General features: G+C 66.1%; 20 protein-coding genes. 12 read left to right on the top strand and 8 right to left on the bottom strand.

Annotated features, from left to right (window positions below; translation table 11 throughout):
- Nucleotides 1–97: 97 nt before the first annotated feature.
- Nucleotides 98–940, bottom strand: coding sequence for an oxidoreductase (locus tag ABIC78_RS03285; RefSeq protein WP_054130856.1), 843 nt, complete (start codon nucleotides 938–940; stop codon nucleotides 98–100).
- A 218-nt stretch (nucleotides 941–1,158) separates the two neighbouring features.
- Here ABIC78_RS03285 and ABIC78_RS03280 point away from each other — a divergent pair, with 218 nt between their 5' ends.
- Genes ABIC78_RS03280 through ABIC78_RS03265 form a run of 4 tightly spaced genes read left to right on the top strand, consistent with a single transcriptional unit; the run spans nucleotide 1,159 to nucleotide 5,630 of the window.
- Entirely contained in the window at nucleotides 1,159–2,289 is a 1,131-nt protein-coding gene (locus ABIC78_RS03280) for an LLM class flavin-dependent oxidoreductase (RefSeq protein WP_107715788.1), read from the top strand.
- Nucleotides 2,282–2,956 (top strand): cysteine hydrolase family protein, encoded by a 675-nt coding sequence (locus tag ABIC78_RS03275; RefSeq protein WP_354487822.1) that lies wholly within the window; start codon nucleotides 2,282–2,284, stop codon nucleotides 2,954–2,956. Before ABIC78_RS03280 ends, ABIC78_RS03275 begins: the two co-directional genes overlap by 8 nt.
- Nucleotides 2,953–4,362: an amidohydrolase family protein gene (locus ABIC78_RS03270; RefSeq protein WP_354487820.1), complete on the top strand. Its 1,410-nt coding sequence runs from the start codon at nucleotides 2,953–2,955 to the stop codon at nucleotides 4,360–4,362. Before ABIC78_RS03275 ends, ABIC78_RS03270 begins: the two co-directional genes overlap by 4 nt.
- A gap of 56 nt (nucleotides 4,363–4,418) precedes the next feature.
- Nucleotides 4,419–5,630 carry an MFS transporter gene (locus tag ABIC78_RS03265; protein ID WP_354487818.1) on the top strand — a complete coding sequence of 404 codons (1,212 nt, stop codon included), beginning with the start codon at nucleotides 4,419–4,421 and terminating at the stop codon, nucleotides 5,628–5,630.
- A 101-nt stretch (nucleotides 5,631–5,731) separates the two neighbouring features.
- On the opposite strand, the gene ABIC78_RS03260 is transcribed toward ABIC78_RS03265, so the two are convergent.
- From ABIC78_RS03260 to rpsA, 5 genes are all read right to left on the bottom strand, one after another.
- Nucleotides 5,732–6,193, bottom strand: a complete 462-nt coding sequence (locus ABIC78_RS03260; protein WP_354487816.1) for an Lrp/AsnC family transcriptional regulator — start codon at nucleotides 6,191–6,193, stop codon at nucleotides 5,732–5,734.
- Nucleotides 6,194–6,201: 8 nt separating this feature from the next.
- The gene (locus ABIC78_RS03255) at nucleotides 6,202–7,227 is read right to left on the bottom strand and encodes a LacI family DNA-binding transcriptional regulator (protein ID WP_022676426.1); all 1,026 of its coding nucleotides are present in this window, start codon (nucleotides 7,225–7,227) and stop codon (nucleotides 6,202–6,204) included.
- A 28-nt stretch (nucleotides 7,228–7,255) separates the two neighbouring features.
- Nucleotides 7,256–8,017, bottom strand: a complete 762-nt coding sequence (gloB, locus tag ABIC78_RS03250) for a hydroxyacylglutathione hydrolase (RefSeq protein ID WP_354487813.1) — start codon at nucleotides 8,015–8,017, stop codon at nucleotides 7,256–7,258.
- A gap of 86 nt (nucleotides 8,018–8,103) precedes the next feature.
- Entirely contained in the window at nucleotides 8,104–8,679 is a 576-nt protein-coding gene (locus tag ABIC78_RS03245; protein ID WP_354487811.1) for a biliverdin-producing heme oxygenase, read from the bottom strand.
- Between the two features lie 279 nt (nucleotides 8,680–8,958).
- Entirely contained in the window at nucleotides 8,959–10,659 is a 1,701-nt protein-coding gene (gene rpsA, locus ABIC78_RS03240; RefSeq protein WP_022676423.1) for a 30S ribosomal protein S1, read from the bottom strand.
- Nucleotides 10,660–10,960: 301 nt separating this feature from the next.
- On the opposite strand from rpsA, the gene ABIC78_RS03235 reads away from it, so the two are divergent.
- Nucleotides 10,961–11,506: a GNAT family N-acetyltransferase gene (locus tag ABIC78_RS03235; RefSeq protein WP_354487808.1), complete on the top strand. Its 546-nt coding sequence runs from the start codon at nucleotides 10,961–10,963 to the stop codon at nucleotides 11,504–11,506.
- Between the two features lie 52 nt (nucleotides 11,507–11,558).
- On the opposite strand, the gene ABIC78_RS03230 is transcribed toward ABIC78_RS03235, so the two are convergent.
- Complete coding sequence (locus ABIC78_RS03230; protein ID WP_354487806.1) at nucleotides 11,559–12,989, bottom strand: glutamate ligase domain-containing protein; 1,431 nt, start codon at nucleotides 12,987–12,989, stop codon at nucleotides 11,559–11,561.
- 461 nt (nucleotides 12,990–13,450) lie between these two features.
- Between ABIC78_RS03230 and ABIC78_RS03225 the strand changes: the two genes are divergently transcribed.
- From ABIC78_RS03225 to ABIC78_RS03200, 6 genes are all read left to right on the top strand, one after another.
- A complete protein-coding gene (locus ABIC78_RS03225; RefSeq protein WP_354487804.1) occupies nucleotides 13,451–14,284 on the top strand; it encodes an LD-carboxypeptidase in 834 nt (277 codons plus the stop codon).
- Nucleotides 14,285–14,316: 32 nt separating this feature from the next.
- Nucleotides 14,317–15,255 (top strand): ACP S-malonyltransferase, encoded by a 939-nt coding sequence (fabD, locus tag ABIC78_RS03220; protein ID WP_354487802.1) that lies wholly within the window; start codon nucleotides 14,317–14,319, stop codon nucleotides 15,253–15,255.
- 164 nt (nucleotides 15,256–15,419) lie between these two features.
- Complete coding sequence (fabG, locus tag ABIC78_RS03215; protein ID WP_169041136.1) at nucleotides 15,420–16,184, top strand: 3-oxoacyl-[acyl-carrier-protein] reductase; 765 nt, start codon at nucleotides 15,420–15,422, stop codon at nucleotides 16,182–16,184.
- Nucleotides 16,184–16,714, top strand: coding sequence for a hypothetical protein (locus ABIC78_RS03210; protein ID WP_354487800.1), 531 nt, complete (start codon nucleotides 16,184–16,186; stop codon nucleotides 16,712–16,714). The genes fabG and ABIC78_RS03210 overlap by 1 nt, the downstream gene beginning before the upstream one ends.
- 241 nt (nucleotides 16,715–16,955) lie before the next feature.
- On the top strand, nucleotides 16,956–18,074 hold the full coding sequence (gene dnaN, locus ABIC78_RS03205) for a DNA polymerase III subunit beta (RefSeq protein ID WP_054130484.1): 1,119 nt from the start codon (nucleotides 16,956–16,958) through the stop codon (nucleotides 18,072–18,074).
- Nucleotides 18,075–18,258: 184 nt separating this feature from the next.
- On the top strand, nucleotides 18,259–19,692 hold the full coding sequence (locus ABIC78_RS03200) for a globin-coupled sensor protein (RefSeq protein ID WP_354487797.1): 1,434 nt from the start codon (nucleotides 18,259–18,261) through the stop codon (nucleotides 19,690–19,692).
- 17 nt (nucleotides 19,693–19,709) lie between these two features.
- Here ABIC78_RS03200 and ABIC78_RS03195 read toward each other — a convergent pair whose 3' ends face one another.
- Nucleotides 19,710–20,510 carry an alpha/beta fold hydrolase gene (locus ABIC78_RS03195; protein WP_231627500.1) on the bottom strand — a complete coding sequence of 267 codons (801 nt, stop codon included), beginning with the start codon at nucleotides 20,508–20,510 and terminating at the stop codon, nucleotides 19,710–19,712.
- A gap of 195 nt (nucleotides 20,511–20,705) precedes the next feature.
- Here ABIC78_RS03195 and ABIC78_RS03190 point away from each other — a divergent pair, with 195 nt between their 5' ends.
- On the top strand, nucleotides 20,706–23,378 hold the full coding sequence (locus ABIC78_RS03190; RefSeq protein WP_022676412.1) for an EAL domain-containing protein: 2,673 nt from the start codon (nucleotides 20,706–20,708) through the stop codon (nucleotides 23,376–23,378).
- The last annotated feature ends 3 nt before the right edge of the window (nucleotides 23,379–23,381 follow it).

Here is a 23,381-nt window from a genome sequence, read left to right as displayed (position 1 = left end):
CGGGGTGACGTGGAAAGACATTCTTTCAGGCATCGTCACCCCGGACTTGATCCGGGGTCCCGCTATTTGCCGTCACAACGTTGCGATACCCGCTCGATCAGGGGGTCAGCACCGGCTCCGCCGCAATCGCCAGCGTATAGCCCTGCCAGCGATCGAATTGCCCAGCCAGTTCGCCCAATTCGTGTTCGGCATAGTGCAGCGCGTCGTCACCCAGCAGCAGCACCAGCGGTGGCTCGGGCTCATCCAGCGCGGCCAGGATTGCTTGCGCGGCCAGCGTGGGGCATCCTGGCTCGTTGCCGTGCTTGTCCTGCAGGATCTGGCGCGCAAGGTGGGCCGTGCCGGCATAATCGGCGATGACTGGATCGGCGCCGGGCAGGCGTTCGGCGGAAAAGGCGGTGCGCAATCCGCCGGGCGCCACATTGGTCACCTTGATGCCGAGCGGCGCCACTTCCTGCGCCAGGGTGCGGCCGATGCATTCCAGCGCAAACTTGGTGGCGCCATAGATCGCCGTGCCATGCCAGGCCGCCAGGCCCGAAACCGAGGTGATGTTGACGATGTGCCCGGCGCGGCGGGCGCGCATGGCGGGAAGCGCGGCCTTGATCACCGCCATCGGGCCGAACACGTTGACATCGAACAGCGCGCGCGCATCGGCCAGGCTGGTTTCCTCCACCGCGCCGGTAAAGCCGCGCCCAGCGTTGTTGACCACGTAATCAAGCGGGCCAACCAGTCCTTGCGCGGTGCGGATCACCACCTGCACGGCGGCTTCGTCGGTCACGTCCAGCTTCATCGCATGGGCGCGGCCGGGGGCAAGGGCAGTGAACATTTCCGCGTCGGCCTGCGCGCGCACTGTGCCTACCACGGCATCGCCACGCCCCAGCGCGGCGCGGGCCAGGGCCAGACCCAGGCCCGAACTGACGCCGGTGATGAACCAGTTTGCCATGCGCATTCCTTCTGTTGGTTTGCGCCAGGGCTAGTTGGATGTGGCGGGCGCGTCTTGCCGTGGCGCGCATGGATTTGTGCGCCAGCGTGGCAGTTCGTGCGCTGCACAAACCTTCGTGCGCGTGGTGACAAGATGCGCGGGCCAAGCCGCCCTAGCTTGCCCGTGATCCCAACCCGCGCCACACATCCTGTTCATCACTGCAAAATCACGGACCAGCCATGACCGAACCCACTACCACGGTTGCGCATTTCGGCCTTCCTTCCGACAGCGGCGGGCGCGACATCGGCATCTTCATGCCGATGGCCAACGGCGGCTGGATCATTTCAAAGAATTCGCCGCGGCTCGATGGCTCCTACGGCTATAACCTGGAAGTGGCCAAGCTGGCCGATGCCATGGGGCTGGATTTCATCATGGCGATGGCCAAGTTCAAGGGCTATGGCGGCGAGATCCAGCACTGGGAATCCTCGCTCGACAGCCCGCTGATGATGGCCGGCCTGGCCCAGGCGACCAGCCGTGTGAAAGTCTGGGCGACGATCCACACCCTGCTGCAAAACCCGGCGGTGGCGGCCAAGATGATCGCCACGCTCGATCAGATCAGCGGGGGCCGCGCCGGGCTCAACGTGGTGACCGGCGCCTACAAGGGCGAATTTGCCCAGATGGGTGCCTGGCCCGAGGGCGTCGACCATGACGAGCGCTATGTCCTGGCCACCGAGTGGATCGAGAACATCAAGCGGCTGTGGAGCGAAGACCGGGTCACCGCCCATGGCAAGTATTTCACGCTGGACGATTGCACGTCGTGGCCCAAGCCGCAGCAGCGCCCGTTCCTGGTCTGCGCCGGCACGTCCAAGGCCGGCGTGCGCTTTACCGCCGAGCACATGGACGCGCTGTTCCTGGCGGGCAACAACCTGGACGAACTGATTGCCAACACGCACAAGGCCAAGGCTGGCGCGTTGGAACTGGGCCATGCCATCCGCACCTATTCGATGATGATCCTGGTCATTGGCGAAACCGATGCCGAGGCCGAGGCCATGGTGCAATCCTATCGCGATGGGCTGGATGAAGAGACGCTGTGGGGCATGATGCGCGCCTATGGCATGCTCGACGCGGAAATCGGCAAGGAGAACGATTTCACCCGCAAGGCGCGATCGGCGCTGATGGCCCCGCATGTGGCTGGCTCGCCCGAGACGGTCCTCGCGCAGCTGACGGAAATCTTTGAAAAGACTGCGCTTGACGGGCTGATGCTGATCTTCCCCGATTACCTGACGATGCTGCCGGTCTTTGCCGAAAAGATCCTGCCCGTTCTGCGCGCGCGCTTTCCCGGCAAGATCAAGGAGGCGATCGATGCCTGAGCTGGCGGCCCAGACCGTGATCGATCCGGCCACCGCCTTGCCGCACGTGGCCCAGCCAGGCGCGATGATCGCGCCGGCGCGCACCGCGCTGGTGGTGGTCGATGTGCAGGTCGATTTCGCCGCGCCGCATGGCGTGGTCGCCGGTTATGGCGCAGACATGACCGAATCTGACAAGGCGGTCGACCGCATTGAGGACCTCATCGCCGCAGCCCGCGCGGCTGGCGTCACCGTGGCCTTCATGCGGGTGATGACCCGGCCGGAAAGCGACAGCCAAGCGCTGAAAACCTGGATGGCCAGGCGCGGCTCTCCCGGCGGCGAGGCGATCTGCCGGATCGGCAGCGGCGGCGAGGATTACTGGCGCGTCGCGCCCCGGCCAGGGGATATCGAGATTGCCAAGCTGGCCTATTCCAGCTTCCACGGCACCGACCTTGATATGCAACTGCGTGCGCGCGGCATCGATACCATGGTGATGACCGGGCTGACGACGGACTGCTGCGTCGATTCCACCACGCGCGATGCGTTTCATCGCAATTACCACACCTTTGTGGTGTCCGATGCCTGCGCTGCGGCCGAGCCTGATCTGCATGTGCATGCGCTCAAGGCCATGGCGCAGCATTGTTCGCTGCTGACGACCAGCGCCGCCGTGGTCGAGGCGTGGCGCGCATGAGCCCTGACGGGGACGGCCCGATCGCCGCCGATTTCGTGATCCGCAATGCGTGGATCGTGACGATGGATGCAGCGCGGCAGATCTGGCGCGATGGCGCGATGGCCGTGGCGGGCGATCGCATCGTGGCGGTGGGCCCCACCGCGCAGGTCATGGCTCAGGTTACCGCGCGCGACGTGATCGATGGCAGCCGCTTCGTGCTGACGCCGGGGCTGGTCAATTGCCACGTGCACATCACTGGCGAGCCGATCACGCGCGGCTATGTGCCCGATGACACCGATTGGCGCACCAACGTGTTCGATTGGCTGATCCCCACCTATCTGGCGCAGACCCCGGCCGAGGAACAGCTTGCCGCCACGCTGGCCTCGGTGGAAATGCTCAAGAACGGGGTGACCACGTTCATCGAGGCCGGCACGATCCTGGATCTGCCCGCCGTGATGGAGGCGGTCGATGCCGTGGGCATTCGCGGCCGGCTGGGGCAATGGATTCAGGATCGCGCCTTTGCGCCCACGGACGATCAGCCCACGCTGACACGCGATGCGATTGCCCGGCTCGAGGCGCAACTCGATCGCTGGCCGGTGGCCGATGACAAGCGCCTGGCGGCCTGGGGCTGCCTGGTAGGGCACAACACCGCCACCGACGACCTGTGGCGCGCGGCAACGGCCATGGTGCGCGAACGCGGTCTGGGCATCACCGCGCACATGAGCGCCGACCCGGCCGATCCCGACTATTACCTCGCCACCACCGGCAAGCGCGCCTTGCTCCATCTGGAAGAGCTGGGCGCGCTGGGCGATCACCTGTCACTCACGCACATGATCCACCTCGATTATGCCGAGGTGGCCGCCGTGGCGCGCAGCGGCATGCGGGTGACGCACTGCCCGCTCACCGCGATGAAGGGCGGCTATGGCGTGACCAGCCATGGCAAGTTCCCTGAAATGCAGGCGGCGGGCGTGCCGATCCAGCTGGGCACCGATGGCAACAACAATGGCAATATCGCCGATCTGATGCGCGCGATGTATCTGCTCGCCGGCCTGTTCAAGGATGCGCGGCGCGATGGCGATCTGTTCCCCGCGCATGCCGTGCTGGAATGCGCCACGCTGCATGGCGCGGCGGCGGCGGGCCTGGCTGGCACGGTCGGCGCTCTGGTGCCGGGCATGAAGGCCGATTTCGTGGCGCACGATCGCAACCGCCCGGAATGGACGCCGCTGCTCAACGTGATCAACCAGCTCGTCTGGTCGGCCGATGGACGCGGCGTGCACAGCGTGTGGGTGGACGGGCAGCGCCTGGTCGACAATTATCGGATGACGAACGTGGATGAAGAAGCGCTCTATGCCCAGATTCAGGATGCCGCGCCGGGCCTGATCGCGCGCGCCGGCAAGACGATCCCTTGCGCCTGGCCGGTGGCTTGACCATGTCGGGTCGGGCAACCCAGCCAGGCACGGGTATCACCACGGGCACCAAGCCGATGCGTATCGTCATTCTGGGCGCGTTCGCCGCGCTCTATTTTCTGTTGATGGCTTCCACGTTCAATTCGTTGGGCCAGGTTCTGCCGATGATCGTGGCTGATCTGCATTTTACCTGGGCGCAGGCGGGCATGGGCTTTACCGTGCTGGGGATTGCCTGCGGGGCGGCCTCGATGCTGCCGGCGGCTGTCATCCGCCGCCATGGCGTGGCGGTTACGCTGCTGATCGGCATGGTGCAGCTTATCGCCGGATTTGCCGCGCTGGCCTGGATGCAGGGCGTGTGGATGTATCTGCTCGCCACGCTGCTCTTGGGGCTGGGCTTCTGCTTTTGCGGGTCGATCGCGGCGGTCGATGCCATTGGCAATGCCTTTGACCGCAAGCGCTCCACGGCCATCGGCCTCTATTTTACCGCTGGCAACCTGGGGGCGGTGGCCGGGCCGATCACCTTCTTCGCGATCCATTCGGCCACGGGCAGCTGGCGCCTCTATTGGCTGGCCTGTGCCGCCGGCGCGCTGGTGCTGGGCCTGTTCGCGGCGGCGGTGTGCGGCCGCTATGAACGCCGCGTCGGCGTGGTCCACGGCCCGGCCGATGAAGCGCCGCCTCCGCCCGAAGGCTGGACGGCGCGCGCCGCGCTGGCTTCATGGCAGTTCTGGATCGTGGTGCTGGCCTATACTGCGTGCCTGTTGATCAACACCACCGTGCACAGCTTTGCCTATCAGCACATGCTGGAACACCGCGTGGCGCCGGGCGTGGCCACCGGGTTCATTTCGGCGGCGGCCTTTGTGGCGGCCGTGGCAGCGGCGCTCGCCGGTTTTGCCGGTCAGCGGGTTGATGCCCGCGCACTTACCGTGGTGGCGCTGGTGGGATCGGCATTTTCCTCGCTCGCGCTGATCCTGCCGCTGGGCACTGCCGCGCTGGGCTTTTTTGCACTAACCTTTGGCATCGGCATCGGGGTTTCCACCGTGGGCACGGCCCTGTTGCTGCGCGGCTGGTTCGGCGGGCGCGCCGCGCTGGAGCTTTATTCGGTGATGACCGTGGTTTCGACCTCGGCCGCGATCGGGCCCAGCATTGGTGGGCACCTGCACGATACCATGGGCAGCTTCGTGCCCAATTTTGCCGGGCAGGCGCTGATCGGTCTGGTCGTCGCGCTGGTGGTGGGGCTGGCCCGCCGCCCGGTGCCGCGCGCGGCGGCGGGGGATGCGGTGCTGGCGTGATGATGCAAAAGCGGGACCCCGGGTCGAGCCCGGGGTGACGTACATTCTTGACCTGTTAGACTTTTCGTCACCCCGGACTTGATCCGGGGTCCCGCTTTTTCCTAAGCGCCGTGCTCGATGATCGTTTCCATCGCCACATAGGTCGATGTGCTCGCCACGTTGGGCAGGCTCGAAATCCGCTCTCCCAGCACGCGGCGATAGGCCAGGATATCGGCCGTGCGGATCTTGAGCAGATAATCGAAATGGCTGGCGATCATGTGGCATTCCTCCACCTCCTCCACCTGGAGGACGGCGCGGCGGAACGCGTCGAGCGCCTTTTCGCGGGTGTCTGACAGCTTGACCTGGGTAAACGCGATATGCGCCAGGCCCAGCTTGTGCGGATCGACCACGGCGCGAAAGCCACGGATGACGCCATCGGCCATCAGCCGCTTGAGCCGCGCCTGGCATGGCGTCTTGCTCAAGCCCACGCGGCGCGCGAGTTCGTTGATGCTCAGCCGCCCATCGACACGCAGTTCTTCCACGATCTTGAGGTCGATGCGGTCAAGCGGAGCCGGCTCTGTCATCGGGCTGCTCAGGGCCTGGTTGAGCCGCGCACGACCAGGCGCACAGGCACGCGCCGCGCCGTGGCCGTCTCGCCCGAAATCATCGCCAGCAGCCGATCGACCAGCAGCGAGCCGGCCACCTCGAAATCGGATTCCACCGTGGTGAGCGGCGGCGTGGACCAGGCACCGGCACGCACGCCATCGAACCCGACGATGCCGATCTGATCGGGCACGACCAGCCCGCGCCCGGCCAGTTCCTTGAGCGCGCCCAGCGCGATCTCGTCGCTGACGCCAAAGATCGCATCGAACGGACGCCCGCTTTCGATCAGGGCCACGGCGGCACGGCGGCCTTGCTCTTCGCGCGGCAGGCCACGCTCGATGCGCTGGAGCACCGGCTCCAGCCCGGCGCTTTCCATCGCTGCGGCATAGCCGTCATAGCGTTCCTTGAACTGCCGCTGTGGCGAGGTTTCCGAACCCAGGCACACGATATGGCGATAGCCGCGCACCAGCATGTGGCGCGTGGCCAGTGTTGCCCCGGCGTGGTTGTCGCTGCGCACCCAAGGGAAATCGTCCTGCGTCGCGCCCCAGCACACCCAGTGGCTGCCCTGGGGCAGGGCGCCGAAATAGTCCCAGGCGGCGGTGTTTTCGCTGGTGCCGATCACGATCATGCCGTCAGCCTTGCGGCGTTCCTGGTAATGGCCCCAGAAATTTTCCGGGCTGTCCTGAAACGCCACCAGAACCTCGAACCCGCGCGCGGCGGCCGCGGCGCAGGTGCTGCCCAGCAGGGCATAGTAGAACGGGTTGAGATCCTTGCGATCCTGCCCCGGCCGGCAGACCATGACGACAGCCAGCGTGCCGGTCTTGCCCCGGCGCAGCCGCGCGGCGTTTTCGTCCACCTGATAGTTGAGCTTGCGCGCCGCCTCCATCACCCGCTGGCGGGTGGGCGCGCTGATCGACGGGTCACCGGCCAGCGCGCGGCTGACGGTGGACTGGCTGACGCCGGCCGCTTCGGCCACGTCGAAACTGGTTACACGGGTGAGGCGCTTTTCGGCCATGGATCAAGGTCTCTTTCGCGTGCAACAGTCAGCGGAAGCTGTCCTTGGCCGCGCGCAAGGCGGCAAAGGTGGCAACGGCGTCGCCGCCGCCCCAGCGGGATTGCAGGACGGGATCGTCGGCGCGCAGGAAGGGGTTGGTGGCCAGCTCGCGCGCCAGCGAGGTGGGCACAGTGGGCAGGCCCTGCGCGCGCCGCGCCGTGACGTCCTGCGCATAGTCGGCCAGCGCGGCATTGTCGGGATCGGCATGCACGGCAAAGCGGGCGTTGCTGGCGGTATATTCGTGCGCGCAGTAAACCAGCGTTTCAGCGGGCAGCGCCTTGAGGCGCGTGAGGCTCGCCCAGAACTGGGGCGCGGTACCTTCAAACATGCGCCCGCAGCCCAGCGCAAACAGCGCGTCGCCGACAAACGCCAGGCCGGCATCGGGCAGGTGATAGGCGACATGGCCCAGCGTGTGCCCACCCACGGCCAGCACCTGCACCACGTGATCGCCCAGGCGCACGGTGTCGCCGCCATCCACAGCGCGGTCGACGCCCGCGATCTTGGCGGTTTCCTGGGCCGGCGCGCTGATCGTGCAGCCAGTGGCGGCCTTGATCGCCGCGTTGCCGCCGGCATGATCGGCATGCCAGTGGGTGTTCCAGATCTGCGTGATCTGCCACCCGCGCGCGGCCGCCTCGGCCAGATAGCGATCGGCATCGGGAGTATCGATGCACACGGTTTCGCCGCTCGCGCTGTCATGCACGAGGTAGCCATAGTTGTCAGACAGGCAGGGAAACTGGTGAACTTCGATCATCGCCCTCGCTCCTCGCGTTCCCTCATAGCGGAAATGCTGCAAAGCAAAAGACGGCAAACGGCGGTTAACCGGCGCAGCGGCACTGCTCAGTCGATGCGGGCCAGGCGCGCGACATGGGCAAAGGCCTGGCGCGCCCCGGCAATCGCCTCGGCTTCCTGCCCAGCATCGAGCGGCACGGCATCGAGCGCGTCGGTAAAATCGCGCCAATGCGCGGCCGGTCCGGCGCCCCACGACGCCAAGTGGCGGGCGCCGAATGGGTCGGAGAGGCCGATGCGCATGACCAGCTTGCGCAGCACTGCCGCGCCCAGGTTCGATCCCTCGGCCACATAGAGCCAGCCGAGCGCAGCGGCAAACGCAGGCTGTGATGCGCAGGGCTGAGATGCCGACGCATCAAGGCCCAGATCGGCCATGTCCTGGATGACCAGCGGCAGCCGGCAGCGGTCTGCCAGGCCGGGCAGGACAGCCTGCAGCGCGGCATCGCCATAGAGCGGCGCGACCGTGCGGTGAAAGCCCAGTTGCATGGCCAGGAAGCTGGCATAGCCTTCGCGGCTGGCAAAACTTTCCCGTGCCATCAGCGCCGCATCCAGCGCCGCATGCACATCGCGCGTCGCCTCGCGCAGGCGCTGGGCGCGGCCGGGATGGGGCGTGGTGGGTGGGGGCATGGTGGGTTCTGCTTATCGTAATGGCTAAATTTGGCTTGGGCTCGTCACCCCGGGCTTGACCCGGGGTCCCGCTGCATCTTGATCCGGCGCGCCCAGTTCCCAAAAAGCGGGACCCCGGATCAAGTCCGGGGTGACGAAAGGGGAAGCTGCTTCGAGGAGAAGCGTAGTTCACCTGGCACCAAAACGCCACCGCATGAAAAAACCCGCCCGGCGTGGTGCCAGGCGGGCTTTTTCGGTCTCTCGGTTGGCAGGGGCCGCATGACCCCCGCCAGGCCGGGATCAGCCGCGAGCCTTGAGGGCTTCGCCGAGGATGTCGCCGAGCGAAGCGCCCGAGTCCGACGAACCGTACTGTTCCACCGCTTCCTTTTCTTCGGCCAGCTGACGGGCCTTGATCGAGAAGTTGGGCTTCTTGGAACGGTCGAAGCCGGTGACCATGGCGTCGATCTTCTGGCCAACCTGGAAGCGGTCGGGACGCTGTTCGTCACGATCGCGGCCCAGGTCCGAACGCTTGATGAAGCCGGTCGCGCCGTCTTCGCCAGCCTGCACTTCGAGGCCGCCATCGCGGACTTCGAGGACAGTGACGGTGACGACTTCGCCGCGACGCAGCGAGCCCGAGGTGGCAACGCCGCCAGCAGCCGGAGCGCCCTTTTCGAGCTGCTTCATGCCGAGCGAGATGCGCTCCTTGTCGACATCGACGTCGAGGACCACGGCCTTGACCTGCTCACCCTTGCGGTGAAGGGCAAGGGCGTCTTCACCCGAGATGCCCCAGGCGATGTCGGACATGTGAACCATGCCGTCCACGTCGCCATCCAGGCCGATGAACAGACCGAATTCGGTGGCGTTCTTGACTTCGCCTTCCACGATCGAACCGACCGGGTGCTTTTCGGCAAAGCCTTCCCAGGGGTTCTGCTGCGCCTGCTTGAGGCCCAGGCTGATGCGGCGCTTGTCGCTGTCGACTTCCAGCACCATGACGTCGACTTCCTGGCTCGTCGAAACGATCTTGCCGGGGTGGACGTTCTTCTTGGTCCAGGACATTTCGGAAACGTGGACCAGGCCTTCGATGCCCGGTTCCAGCTCCACGAAGGCGCCGTATTCGGTGATGTTGGTGACGGTGCCGCGCAGCTTGGCGCCAACCGGGTACTTGGCGGCAACGCCATCCCACGGATCGCTTTCCAGCTGCTTCATGCCCAGCGAGATGCGCTGCGTGTCCTGGTTGATGCGGATGATCTGGACGCGCACGGTGTCGCCGATGGCGATCACTTCGCTCGGGTGGTTGACGCGCTTGTAGCTCATGTCGGTGACATGGAGCAGGCCGTCGATGCCGCCGAGGTCAACGAACGCACCGTAGTCGGTGATGTTCTTGACGACGCCGTCGATGATCTGGCCTTCCTTGAGGTTCTGGATCAGGCCCGAGCGCTGTTCGGCGCGGGTTTCTTCCAGAACGGCGCGGCGCGACACGACGATGTTGCCACGGCGGCGATCCATCTTGAGGATCTGGAACGGCTGCGGCATGTCCATCAGCGGGGTCACGTCGCGCACGGGGCGGATGTCGACCTGCGAGCCGGGCAGGAAGGCCACGGCGCCGTCGAGGTCGACGGTGAAGCCACCCTTCACGCGGCCGAAGATCACGCCTTCAACGCGCTTGCCTTCGCCGAATTCGGATTCGAGCTTGTCCCAGGCGGCTTCGCGGCGGGCGCGGTCGCGGCTGAGCATGGCTTCGCCTTCGGCGTTCTCGACGCGGTCGACGAACACTTCGACTTCGTCGCCGACCTTGAGGCCGTGCGGCTGGCCGGGAGCGGCGAATTCGCGCAGGGCCACGCGGCCTTCGCTCTTCAGGCCCACGTCGATGACGGCCTTGTCGTTTTCGATGGCGGTAACGGTGCCCTTGACGACGCGGCCTTCAAAGCCACCGCTGGCGCCAGCGCCAAGCGATTCGTCAAGCAGCGCGGCGAAATCGTCGCGCGTCGGGTTGGTCGACATGAAAAAGTCTTCCTGATATCGATGTTTCCGGCCAGGCGGTTGGTTCCGCCGGTCTTTTCTCCATCACCTGCCCCATGCAGGATGATGGGCCAAAAGGGCCGATCCGCCCATGCGGGCCGGATGCCCGCGCAGGCATTCTTGTCCCTCTCGGGAAAGAACTTGGCGCGCTTAGGCCTGCCCCCAGTGAAATGCAAGCAAAACCGCGTGTTTTGCAAATGCCCGCTTTGCGCAAGGTCAAGGTGATCGGCGTGCGGGCAGACTAGGGATTGCCCATCCAATCCGCACGACGGGAGTTGCCGCAATGACTGCCACCCAAACACCGCCCCCCCTGGCTGCCCTGGCCCGCGCCGCCACCGTTGTCACCCGCCACGGTGTGACCTTGAGCGTGCGGCAGGCCTTTGCCGAAGACGAAGATGCGCTGGCCGCGTTTTTCGATGCCGTGCTGCCCGAAGACCGCCGCTTTCGCTTTCTTGCAGCTGCCGGCCATCTCGACCACCAGCGCCTGTTGCCGCTGACGCGGGTGGACCATTGGCGCACCGAAAGCTTCCTGGCGTTTGACCAGGCGAGCGGCGATCTGGTGGCTTCGGGCATGCTGGCCTGCGATGCGGCGATGGAAACCGGTGAAGTGGCGGTTTCGGTGCGCGGCGATTTTCGCGGGCAGGGCGTGGGCTGGGCGATGCTCGACCTCTTGGCCCACGAAGGCGAACGGCGCGGGCTGGACCGCGTGATCGCGATTGAGGACCGTGCCAATCAGGCCGCGATCGACCTGGAAAAGGACTATGGCTTCATCGCCCATGGCGTCGAGGGCGATCCGCACCTGGTCATGCTGGAAAAGCGGCTGGGGTAATATGTAGCGCGTGCCCCCGGCCTGGCTGGGGGGCACGCACCGGTCCATGCGATCAGGTAAGGCTGCCAAGCACGTCGCGGGCAAAGGCGGACAGCGTATCGTCGCGCGCGCCCATGATCACGATCCGGTCTCCCGGACGGGCGAGGGCCGCCAGCCGCTGGCCGGCCTCGGCGCGCTCCGCCACGTGTTCGGCCTGGCCGCCATGCGCGTTGACCAGGCCGACGATGCGCTCTGAACCTTGCGCGCGATCCACCGTGCCGCCGAAATAGACCGGGTCGGTCAGGATCACTTGATCCCCGGCGCTCAAGCGCGTGGCCAGCACTTCGGCCAGTTCCGCGCCCATCTGGCGCAGCGGGCCATAGCCGTGCGGCTGGAACAGCGCGAGCACGCGGCCGGGATGGGCCTTGAGCGTTGCGAGGGTGGCGGCAACCTTTTCCGGGTTGTGGCCAAAATCATCAATCACCGTCACGCCGCTGGCGCTGGTGCCGACGATGTCGAACCGGCGGGCGAGCCCGGCGTAACCGCTCAGGGCCGCCACCGCCTCGCCCAGCGGCAGGCCCGCCGCATCGGCTCCGGCCAGAGCGGCCAAGGCATTGGCCAGGTTGTGCCGGCCCGGAACGGCCAGCGTGATATCGTGCTGCGCGCCACTGCGCCGGTCGATCACCGTGGCGGCAATGCGGGTCGGGCTTTCCACCACGCTGGCGGGCACGACCCCGATCATTGCGGTATCGGCAAAGCCGAAGGTGACCGTGGCCCGCGCGCGGTGGGCCAGGGCCATGCTTTCCGCGTCATCGGCATTGATCACCGCCGTGCTTGCCATGGCGAGGAAATTGCCAAACAAATCGCGCAGTTCTTCCAGACTCTTGTGATCGAGACTGACGTTGTTGAGCACGGCGATCTGCGGGCGATAGAGCGCGATCGAGCCGTCGCTTTCATCGACTTCCGAAACGAACAGCCCGCCCTGGCCCACGCGGGCCGAGGCAAAGGGCGCGTCAGGCGTGGCAAAGTTCTTCATCACCGCGCCATTCATGATCGTGGGATCGCGGCCCAAAGCCGTGAGCATCCAGCCGATCATGCCAGTGACGGTGGACTTGCCGCTGGTGCCGCCCACGGCAATGCCGATCGGCGCGGCGTTGAACAGGCGGGCCAGCAATTGCGCGCGGGTGAAGCGCGGGCAGCCGAGGTCGCGAGCGCGCACCACTTCGGGCACGGTGTCTTCCACCGCAGCTGAGGCAACGAGCGCCTGATCGGCCGAGGTGATGCCGCTGCCGTCTTGCGGGAACAAGGCAAAGCCCAGGCTTTCCAGCCAGGCGAACTTTTCGGGCGTGCGGCCCTGGTCGCGGCTGCGATCAGACCCGGCCACTTGCGCGCCCGCACCCTTGAGGATCAGCGCCAGGGGCAACATGCCCGATCCGCCGATGCCGCAAAAGAACCAGGGATGGGCAGTTAGCGCGCCATCTGGCGCAGGTGCAGTGTGGGCCATGGGCACAGGGCACTACAGCAATCAGGGGGCGTGGCAAGATCGCTGCGACAGGTTTGCCCCGCTGCCGGGTCTGGCCGCAGCAGCGCAGGGACGAAAAGGCTGGCCGGAGCCGGGCGCACGGGGCGCGGGGTTCGGCCAGGCTCTTTTCCGGGCCAGGCTTGAGGGCGCGAGGGCAAGGTCGGAGCCAGTGCCACGGCAAGCGTCGGCATCGGTTCGGCCAAGCCCGTTTCGCCCGACGCCTGGTCCGCGATGCGGTCAAAGGCGCAAGGTGTGACAGCACCGGAGCGGCCCACGCCCGGCAAGCCATGATCGCTTGCCAAGGTGCCCGTTCGGCCCCGTCATGCCCTCTAACGCGGCTCGCGCGGAAACCTTTCCCGAAAATCGCGTCCTAAGTATTTGGGCAAGGTTTGGGTAACCATGTGTGATGGACGAACCCCGGCGCAGGCGATAACATCGCGCCCATGTTGCGCGTTGCTGTCTGTGCCCCGTCCGCCCCGTTCGATAGCGCCGATGCCGGGCGGATTGCCGCTCTGGTGGCAGACTATGCCGGCCTTGATATCCACTTTCACGAGCAATGTTTCGCCCAAAGCGGCCATTTTGCCGGCACGGACCAGCAGCGCCGCGACGCCTTCGTGGAATGTGCCAACGATCCCGGGTTTGACGCGGTGTGGTTTGCGCGCGGCGGCTATGGCGCGGGGCGGATCGCGCAGGACGCCATCGGCCTGTTGGCAGCGGCGGCGCAGAACAAGGCCTATCTCGGCTATTCGGATGGCGGGGTGATGCTCGCCGCGCTCTATCGCGCCAAAGTGGGCCGCCCGGTCCATGCGCCGATGCCGGCCGATGTGCGGCGCGATGGCGGCGAGGCGGCGGTGCGCCGCACGCTCGCCTGGCTGGCGGGGGACGCCACCGGGCTGGAGCCGACAATCCCGACGGCAGAGCCCGTGGCAGCATTCAACCTCATGACCCTGTCGATGATCATGGGCACGCCGGTCATGCCTGATCTGGCCGGGCATGTGGTGATGGTGGAAGAAGTGAGCGAATACGATTATGCCGTCGATCGCCTGCTGTTTCATGTCAGTGCCGGGCTGGCGTCCATGAAGGTGGCCGGCCTGCGGCTTGGCCGTGTGACACAGGTGCCTGAAAACGATAGACCTTTTGGCGTCGGGGTAGAGGATATGGCGCGGCATTGGTGCGCGCGCACTGGCCTGCCTTACCTCGGCCGCGCGGATATCGGGCATGATGGCGATAATCGCATCGTGCCGTTCGGGCTTGCAGGAACCCCGTCGGGCCAATAGGGCGCGCGCCAGTTTTCAGGAGGCATCGATCAATGCGGGCATTCGTTTTTCCGGGGCAGGGCAGCCAGAAGGTGGGCATGGGCGCCGAGCTTGCCGCCGCCAGCCTGGCCGCGCGCGAAGTGTTCGAGGAAGTGGACGACGCGCTCGGCCAGAAGCTGTTCCAGATCATGACCCAGGGCCCCGATGATGCGCTGACCCTGACGGAAAATGCCCAGCCCGCGATCATGGCCCATGCCATCGCCGTGCTGCGCGTGCTGGAAAAGGAAGGCGGCATCCAGCTGGCCGACAAGGCCGATTTCGTGGCCGGGCACAGCCTGGGCGAATATACCGCGTTGTGCGCTGCCGGTGCGTTTTCGCTGGCCGATACCGCCCGCCTACTCAAGCTGCGCGGGCAATCGATGCAGGCCGCCGTGCCGGTGGGCGAAGGCGCGATGTGCGCACTGCTTGGCGCCGATATCGACAAGGCCACCGCGCTGGCCGAAGCCGCTGCGCAGGGTGAAGTCTGCACTGTGGCCAACGACAACGATCCCACCCAGGTGGTTCTTTCCGGGCACAAGGGCGCGATCGAGCGCGCGGTGGCGCTGGTCAAGGAGCATGGCATCAAGCGCGGCGTGCTGCTGCCGGTGTCGGCCCCGTTCCACTGCCCGCTGATGCAGCCGGCCGCCGATGCCATGGCCCAGGCGCTGGCCGCCACGCCGCCCCAGGCCTTTCGCGTGCCGCTGTTTGCCAATGTCACCGCCGCGATCGTCACTGATCCGGCGCAGGTGCAGCAACTGCTGGTCGAACAGGTCACCGGCCGCGTGCGCTGGCGCGAAAGCGCGATCGCGATGAAGGACGCCGGCGTCGAGGCGTTCGTCGAACTGGGCGGCAAGGTGCTGGCACCGATGATCACCCGCTCGGCCGGGGCCGATCTCTCCGTCACCAGCGTGATCACCATGGCCGACATCGAAGCCCTGGCCAAGGATCTCTGAGCGCGCCGACCTTCTTCTCGCCAACGTTCTGCCCATCGTCACCCCGGACTTGATCCGGGGTCCCGCTTGGGTCCACCGTGCTGCCGATGCAGTGTAGGACCCCGGATCAAGTCCGGGGTGACGGTGAAAAAAGCCAGCGGCCAATATTTCGTGGAGCCAAGATTATGGAAAACCGTCTTTTTGACCTGACCGGCATGACTGCCCTGGTTACCGGCGCTGCTGGTGGCATCGGTTCGGCGATAAGTCATGCGCTGGCCCGCCAGGGGGCGCGGCTGGCGCTTTCGGGGACCAACCCGGCCAAGCTGCGCGCGTTTCGGGAAGAGCTGAACGAGACCTATGGTCACGATCACGTCGAAGTGACCTGCGACCTGTCGAACGCCGAACAGGTGGAAAAGCTGGTGCCTGCCGCGCTCGACACGCTGGGCAAGATCGACATCCTGGTCAACAACGCCGGCATCACGCGCGACAACTTGGCGATGCGGATGAAGGACGAGGAATGGGACGCGGTGATCCGCGTGAACCTGGAAGCGGCGTTCCGCCTGATGCGCAGTGCCACCAAGCCGATGATGAAGGCCCGCTTTGGCCGCATCATCTCGGTTACCAGCGTGGTCGGCGCCACCGGCAATCCCGGCCAGGTGAACTATGCCGCAGCCAAGGCGGGCCTTGTCGGCATGTCCAAGAGCCTGGCGCAGGAACTGGCCAGCCGCAACGTCACGGTCAACTGCGTGGCACCCGGCTTCATCCGCACCGCGATGACCGATGTGCTTCCCGATGCGCAGAAGGACGCGCTCAATGGCCGCATTCCGATGGGCCGCATGGGCGAAGGCCAGGATATCGGCGCGGCGGTGGCCTATCTCGCCAGCAAGGAAGCCGGCTACGTCACCGGGCAGACGCTGCACGTGAACGGCGGCATGGCGATGTTCGCCTGATGCGCGGCGGGTGGGTGATGGCCTTGGTGGCGGCTGGGCTGGCGGTGCCGGCCGCAGCCTTGGCGCGCCCGCCCGAAACGCTGGCCTGCGCGATCAAGGCTGCGCCCGAGGGGCTGGACCAGAAGGTGGCCGATGCCATCCTGACGCCCGGCACCCCCGCGGCCAATGCCACGCAGGCCGATCTGCGCGCGATCACCGATGCCTGCGCGGCCGACCAGTTGCTCAATGACAAGCAGCGCGATGCCTATTTCAGCTATACCTGGGGCCGCATGGGACGCGATGCGCTCGATGGCCGCCTGGCGGCGCTGGGCATCGCCTCGGCGCTGATCGACCGGGCGCTGGATATCGGGCCTGGCAATACCAACAACCCGGCCGACAAGGTGACGCCAGGCGATCTGCGCATCGTGAGCGAGGCGCTGGACAAGGCCGGCAAGCCCCCGGCTAGCGTGACTGCGCAGGGCTGGCAATTGATCACCGGCTGGATCGTTGCCACCGCCTTGATGTTCGATGGACAGCGCGATCTGGACTGAAACGACATTTTTTTCGAGTTTTCGGGTCATTTATGCACAGTTTCACTTGGGCCATGCAAGGGGAGCCTTGCCCAAGGGGCACTCCACGCTAAGAAAGGTGGTCCGAAACGCAACGCTGCTGGCTGTGATTCCATGGCCTTCTGGTGTGCAGCCAACCCGGACGGCGCCTGTCCGTCCAGTCCGGCCTGTTTCAGATCGGTTCTGAAGCAGCCGGGTTACGAGACTGGGGATCGAGACGAGAATGAAGGCGACCATTGAACGCGCGACTCTTCTGCGCTGCCTGTCCCACGTCCAGTCGGTTGTCGAACGCCGCAACACCATTCCCATCCTGTCGAACGTGCTGATCGAGGCTTCGGCCGACAATTCGGTGCGCCTGATGGCCACGGACCTTGATCTGCAGATCGTGGAATCGATGCCGGCGGTTTCGGTGGAAGGGCCGGGCGCGATCACGGTTTCGGCGCACCTGCTGTTCGACATCGCGCGCAAGCTGCCCGATGGCTCGCAAGTGAGCCTGGAAACCACCGACAACCGCATGGTGGTCAAGGCCGGGCGCAGCCGTTTCCAGCTGCCCACGCTGCCGCGCGACGATTTCCCGGTGATCGTCGAAGGCGATCTGCCGACCAGCTTTGAAATTCCCGCGCGCGTGCTGGCCGAACTGATCGACCGCACCCGCTTTGCCATCTCCACCGAGGAAACCCGTTACTACCTCAACGGGATTTTCTTCCACGTGGCCGATGAAGTGCTCAAAGCGGCCGCCACCGATGGCCACCGCCTGGCCCGCTACACCCTGACGCGCCCCGAAGGCGCCGAGGGCATGCCCGACGTGATCGTGCCGCGCAAATGCGTGGGCGAACTGCGCAAGCTTTTGGAAGAAGTGCTCGATACCAATGTGCTGCTCGATCTGTCGGCCAGCAAGGTGCGCTTTACCCTGGGCGGCGAACACGGCGTGGTGCTGACCAGCAAGCTGATCGACGGCACGTTCCCCGATTACAGCCGCGTGATCCCCACCGCCAACGACAAGCTGCTCAAGCTTGATCCGCGCAGCTTCTATGAAGGCGTTGACCGCGTGGCGACGATCGCCACCGAAAAGACGCGCGCGGTGAAGATGGCGCTGGAAACCGACCGCGTGACGCTGTCGGTCACCAGCCCGGACAACGGCACCGCGGCTGAAGAACTGCCGGCAGATTACACTGCGCAAGGCTTCGAGATCGGCTTCAACGCCAACTATCTCAAGGACATCCTCAGCCAGATCGACGGCGACACGGTGGAACTGCACCTGGCCGATGCCGGCGCGCCGACGCTGATCCGCAAGGATGACAAGTCGCCCGCGCTCTATGTGCTGATGCCGATGCGCGTCTGACGCGGGGCAGGCCAGCCTGGCAACATACCAAAGGGGCGCGATCGGCCAGGCTGATCGCGCCCCTTTCGCGTTTCGGCAACGCGGGCGGCTGCCGGCACTTCGGGCAAATCCCTATATGCCTTTTCAGCGGTCTTGATCGCCCTGCGCCTATGCCTGTCGCATCGGAGTTAGACAGGTAGATCCCATGGCGCTTACCCAGCAGGACGTTGACCGCAAGCTGACGTTCTTCAACATCAGCAGTGATGACGTGGCCCGGTTTGGCCAGATTGCCGGCGCCATGGACGGGCTGGCTCCGCCGGCGCTGGAACGGCTGTATGATCGCATTGCCTTGACGCCGGAAACGGCGCGCTTCTTCCCCTCGCGCGCCGCAATGTCCCATGCCCGGGACAAGCAGATCGAGCATTGGGGCAGCATGTTCAGCGGCATGCCCGGCATGGCCTATGCCGAACGCGCCCAGCGCATCGGGGATGTTCACGCGCGAATCGGGCTGGAGCCGGGCTGGTATATCGGTGCCTATGCCTCGGTGCTGGACGAGGTGATCGTGCGGTTTCTGGGGCGCGGCCTGGGCAAGCTGGGCAGCCGCCGCGCCAAGGCCGTGGCCACGCTGGTGAAGATGGCGCTGCTCGACATGGAAGTGGCGCTGTCTGCCTATTTCGAGGCCGAAGATGCCAAGCGCCAGGCAGTGGTTACCCAGGTGGGCCACACCGTGCGCAAGATGACCGAGGGCGATTTCACCGTGGCGCTGACTGGTCTGCCCGAAGCCTATGCCGCGCTGGAAGCAGACCTGGAAACGATGCGCAAGAAAGTGAGCGGCGCGCTGGGCGCAGTGTCGCAGACATCGCGCGCGGTCGATACCGGCGCCAAGGAAATTCGCGAGGCTTCGGACGATCTTGCCCGGCGGACAGAGCAGCAGGCAGCCTCGCTCGAAGAAGCCTCGGCCTCGATCACCACGCTGGCGGGCACGGTGGGCAAGACGGCCGAAGAAGCGACCCAACTGCATTCGGCGGTGCAGGACGCCCATGGTGACGCGCGGCAGGGCGGCGGCGTGCTGGAAGAAGCGGTGCAGGCGATGAACGACATTCACCGCTCTGCCGCCGAGATCGGCAAGATCATCGCGGTGATCGATGGCATCGCCTTTCAGACCAATCTGCTGGCGCTCAACGCCGGGGTGGAAGCGGCGCGGGCGGGTGATGCCGGGCGCGGCTTTGCCGTGGTGGCCAACGAAGTGCGCGCGCTGGCGCAGCGATCGGCCGAGGCGGCGCTCGATATCAAGAAGCTGATCGGCGAAAGCTCTGTCCAGGTGGAACGCGGCGTGACGCTGGTGGACCAGACTGGCGAAACGTTCGAGCGGATCGTCAGCCGGGTGGGCGCGATTGCCGACGTGGCCAGCAACATTGCCGAGGGCGCCAGGGCACAGGCCGCGAATATCCGGCAGATTCAGGCCACGGTCAACGAACTGGACCTGATGACCCAGCAGAACGCCGCGATGGTGGAAGAAGCGACGGCGGCATCACGCAGCCTGGCTGGAGAGGCCGATCGCATGGCCGATCTCGTGGGCCATTTCCGCGTGGAAGGCCTGGTGCCGCACCAGGCCAAGGCGACGCGGCGCGCGGCCTGACGCGGCGCAGAGGCCCGTTACGCCGCGTCGAGAAATCCGCGCAGCGTGGCGGCAAAGCCTTCGGGATCGGCGAGCATGAACAAGTGCCCGCCGCCCTTGAACATTTCCAGCCGGCTGCCGGGGATGGCGCCGTGCAGGAACTGGGCATTGGCCGGCGGGATCAGCTGGTCTTCCTCGTCATGCATGACCAGCGTGGGCAGGGCCAGCAGCGGCAGGAACGGTGCGCTGCTCCAGGTGGAAAAAGCGGCCAACTGGCAAGCCCAGCCGACCGGCGAGGGCGGCATGGCCGCATTGAGCGACACGGCCTGGTGGCCCCCGCCATTGTACAGCGAGGCAAGGTTGCGCTGCAGGGTGCGCGCCACGGTATATTCGCGCGGATCTGCCATGTGGCTCATGATCGCGGGATTGCCGGGCACCATCGCGGCCCCGGCGGCCGTGGCCGCCAGCGCCAGCCGGCCGATGCGAGCGCGATGCTGGAACGCGAACTGCTGCGCCACGGCGCCGCCCCAGCTGATGCCCAGCACGTCTACCGCATCGAGATGCAGGCGATCGAGCAGCGCGGCCAGCGTGAGCGCGATGCACGGCATGGTATAGGGAATGATCGGATCGGGTGACTTGCCGATGCCCGGCATATCGAAACTGATGATCCGGCGGCAGGGCAGGGCGCGAACCACCGGTTCGAGCAACTCCATGTTCATGCCGATGCCGCCCAGCAGCACCAGCGGACGCGCACCTTGGGCGCCGACATGCCACTGGCCAAGGCGCAGGCGCCGGCCAGCAACGCCAACCATCGAAAAATCAGCGGTAAAACTCGCCACGATCCCGTCATCTCCTGCCGGGTGCATGGCGCCTGTGCGCCGGCAATCCCGCCAACGTTCGCCCTGATAAAGTCCCACCCACGTCCGGCACGCCGCCTAGCAGGTTCATTACGGAGGTAAAAGTGGGCAGATTTCGTGTCGCTTCGTCAGGCCTGCTTAACGGTTTTTCAAAGCCGTTCGGGCATGCGGGTAACCATGGCAGACGTATCCGGGGCAGAGCAGATCGAAATCGAAGCGCGGGGCGAGGAGCGCCGTGACTTTGCACGCACGCAGCGGCGGCGCGAACGCGTGCCGGCCAGCCACGCGCCAAACCCGCGGATGGCCAACCGTTTGATCGCGCGCGAATGGCCGCAGATCGCAGCGCCGATGGCGGTGGGCCTTGCCGGGCTGGCGCTGCTTAACGGGGTGATTCCCGATGGCATCGTGGTGTCGGTGGGAATCACCGCGGTCATGCTGGCGTTGCTCGGCGCGCTGGCGGTGCGGGTGGAAAACGCCGGAATCGTCGGCACCGCGCCGCGCATGCTGCTGATGGCGCTGGCCGTGGGCATGCCGATGTTTCTGTTTGGCGCGGCGGTGGGCCACTGGGCCGAGATCGGCGCCGTGCCGTGGTTGCAGGGGCTGGCCCTGCTGGTCACCGTGTCGCTGCTCGCCACCGTGTTCGAAAGCGGGCAACTGGCCAGCGTGCTGGTGGCGCAAGTGGCGATCTGGGCCGGGGTGGCCTGTGCGGCCAACCGCCTGGGCGGGCTGGTCACGCTGGGTATTGGCCTGGCCGTGGCGGTGGCAGCCTATTTCCGCCAGCGCGAAATCGAAGCGCGCGCGCGCGAGCAGATGGAGATCGAAACGCGCATCCAGACCCGCGCGCAGGAGATTCTGGCCGATTACGAGGAAACCGGCCAAGGATGGTTCTGGGAAACCGATCGGCGTGGCCAGATCACCTATCTTTCGCGCCCGGTCGCCCAGATCCTGGGGCGCGGCGTGGAAGAACTGATCGGCCGGCCGTTTCCCGAACTGTTCAACCTGGCCGACCAGGCCGGCGAGGGTGAGCGCACGCTGGCGTTTCATCTTTCGGCGCGGTCGAGTTTTTCCGAACTGGCCGTGCGCGCGGCAACCGACATGGAAGAGCGCTGGTGGCAGATCAATGGCCGCCCGACCTATGACACGTTCAACAATTTCCAGGGCTTTCGCGGCTCGGGCACCGATCTGACCGAAAAGCGCCGCTCGGCCGAGCATGCTTCGCGCCTGGCGCAATTCGATTCGCTCACCGGCCTGTCGAATCGCCTGCGCATGTCGCAGACGCTGGAAAAGATCCTGGTAGCGCCGCAGGTGCAGCACCGTGCCTGCGCGGTGTTTCTGCTCGATCTCGACCGGTTCAAGCAGGTGAACGATACGCTGGGCCATCCGGCCGGCGATGCGCTGCTCAAGCAGGTGGCGCAGCGGCTGGAAGGCGTGATCGGCAATGTCGGCCGCGTCGGGCGCCTGGGCGGCGACGAGTTCCAGGTGATCATGCCCGGCAAGATCGAGCGCGACCATCTGGCCTACCTTGCCAACCAGGTGATCGAGCAGCTTTCCGCGCCCTATGCCATCGACGGCAACCGCGTGATGATCGGCGCATCGGTGGGCATTGCCATTGCCCCCGATGATGGGGTGACCAGCGAGGCGCTGATTCGCAACGCCGATCTGGCGCTCTATGCCGCCAAGGACGGCGGGCGCGGGCGCTATCACTTCTATGCCGCAGACCTGCACAGCGATGCCGAGGAACGGCGCCAGCTGGAAGAGGAATTGCGCGATGCGGTGGCCCATGGTGGGCTGGAGCTGTATTACCAGCCGGTGGTGCAGACCGCGACCGAACGGATTACCGGGTTTGAAGCCCTGCTGCGCTGGCACCATCCCCAGCACGGCTTCATTTCGCCGGCCAAGTTCATTCCCATTGCCGAAGATACCGGCCTGATCGCCGCGATCGGCGAATGGGCGCTGCGCACCGCCTGCCAGGATCTGGCGCAGTGGCCGCAGGACGTGCGCGTGGCGGTCAACGTCTCGCCCCTGCAGTTTGCCAATCCGGCGCTGCCCACGATCGTCACCTCTGCCCTGGCCCATGCCGGGGTGGAGCCCGAGCGGCTGGAGCTGGAAATCACCGAAAGCGTGTTCCTCAACAATGACGAGGGCACCGACCAGATGTTCAAGCAGCTGAAATCGATCGGCGTGCGCCTGGCGCTCGACGATTTCGGCACCGGCTATTCCTCGCTGGGCTATCTGCGCTCTGCCCCGTTCGACAAGATCAAGATCGACCAGTCGTTCGTGCGCGGGGCGACCCAGCCGGGCAGCCGCAACGGCGCGATCATCGCCTCGATCGTCAGCCTGGCCGAAGCGCTGGGCATGGAAACCACGGCAGAGGGCGTGGAAACGCTGGACGAGCTGGACCTGGTGCGCATGCTTGGGTGCAGCCATGTGCAGGGCTATATCTATGAACGGCCGCTCTCGGCGGTCAACGCCGCGGCGCGGCTTTCGACTGGGCTGGTGGCCGTGGCCCAGGGGCCGCGCTCGGCCCGTGCCAGCCGCCAGTCGATGCTGCGCAAGGTCGTGCTGGAAAATGCCGGGCACAAATACAACGGCATGGTGCGCAACATCTCGATGACCGGCGCCCTGATCGAGGGACTGTGGAATGTGCCGGAAGGCACGGTGTTTCGCATCCAGCTTGCCGATGGCCACGTTGTCACCGGTACGTGCCGGTGGAGCAACGATGATCGCATGGGCGTGGAATTTGCCGCCCCGCTCAAGGCCGATGACGATGGCCGCATTGCCGTGGTCCAGGTGCGCACGCCCGCGTTGGCGCCGGTGCTGGAGCGGCCCTTGCAGCGCAAGGTGGGGTGAGGG

This window comes from Novosphingobium sp. 1529 (genome assembly GCF_040544855.1).
GTDB lineage: Bacteria > Pseudomonadota > Alphaproteobacteria > Sphingomonadales > Sphingomonadaceae > Novosphingobium > Novosphingobium capsulatum.
Note: the sequence above shows the minus strand (reverse complement) of the source record. Positions and strands in the feature narration are given on the sequence as shown.

Coding starts and splice junctions, on each gene's coding strand:
- ABIC78_RS03285 (WP_054130856.1), bottom strand. CDS start 940: ATGGCAAACTGGTTCATCACCGGCGTCAGTTCGGGCCTGGGTCTGGCC.
- ABIC78_RS03280 (WP_107715788.1), top strand. CDS start 1,159: ATGACCGAACCCACTACCACGGTTGCGCATTTCGGCCTTCCTTCCGAC.
- ABIC78_RS03275 (WP_354487822.1), top strand. CDS start 2,282: ATGCCTGAGCTGGCGGCCCAGACCGTGATCGATCCGGCCACCGCCTTG.
- ABIC78_RS03270 (WP_354487820.1), top strand. CDS start 2,953: ATGAGCCCTGACGGGGACGGCCCGATCGCCGCCGATTTCGTGATCCGC.
- ABIC78_RS03265 (WP_354487818.1), top strand. CDS start 4,419: ATGCGTATCGTCATTCTGGGCGCGTTCGCCGCGCTCTATTTTCTGTTG.
- ABIC78_RS03260 (WP_354487816.1), bottom strand. CDS start 6,193: ATGACAGAGCCGGCTCCGCTTGACCGCATCGACCTCAAGATCGTGGAA.
- ABIC78_RS03255 (WP_022676426.1), bottom strand. CDS start 7,227: ATGGCCGAAAAGCGCCTCACCCGTGTAACCAGTTTCGACGTGGCCGAA.
- gloB (WP_354487813.1), bottom strand. CDS start 8,017: ATGATCGAAGTTCACCAGTTTCCCTGCCTGTCTGACAACTATGGCTAC.
- ABIC78_RS03245 (WP_354487811.1), bottom strand. CDS start 8,679: ATGCCCCCACCCACCACGCCCCATCCCGGCCGCGCCCAGCGCCTGCGC.
- rpsA (WP_022676423.1), bottom strand. CDS start 10,659: ATGTCGACCAACCCGACGCGCGACGATTTCGCCGCGCTGCTTGACGAA.
- ABIC78_RS03235 (WP_354487808.1), top strand. CDS start 10,961: ATGACTGCCACCCAAACACCGCCCCCCCTGGCTGCCCTGGCCCGCGCC.
- ABIC78_RS03230 (WP_354487806.1), bottom strand. CDS start 12,989: ATGGCCCACACTGCACCTGCGCCAGATGGCGCGCTAACTGCCCATCCC.
- ABIC78_RS03225 (WP_354487804.1), top strand. CDS start 13,451: ATGTTGCGCGTTGCTGTCTGTGCCCCGTCCGCCCCGTTCGATAGCGCC.
- fabD (WP_354487802.1), top strand. CDS start 14,317: ATGCGGGCATTCGTTTTTCCGGGGCAGGGCAGCCAGAAGGTGGGCATG.
- fabG (WP_169041136.1), top strand. CDS start 15,420: ATGGAAAACCGTCTTTTTGACCTGACCGGCATGACTGCCCTGGTTACC.
- ABIC78_RS03210 (WP_354487800.1), top strand. CDS start 16,184: ATGCGCGGCGGGTGGGTGATGGCCTTGGTGGCGGCTGGGCTGGCGGTG.
- dnaN (WP_054130484.1), top strand. CDS start 16,956: ATGAAGGCGACCATTGAACGCGCGACTCTTCTGCGCTGCCTGTCCCAC.
- ABIC78_RS03200 (WP_354487797.1), top strand. CDS start 18,259: ATGGCGCTTACCCAGCAGGACGTTGACCGCAAGCTGACGTTCTTCAAC.
- ABIC78_RS03190 (WP_022676412.1), top strand. CDS start 20,706: ATGGCAGACGTATCCGGGGCAGAGCAGATCGAAATCGAAGCGCGGGGC.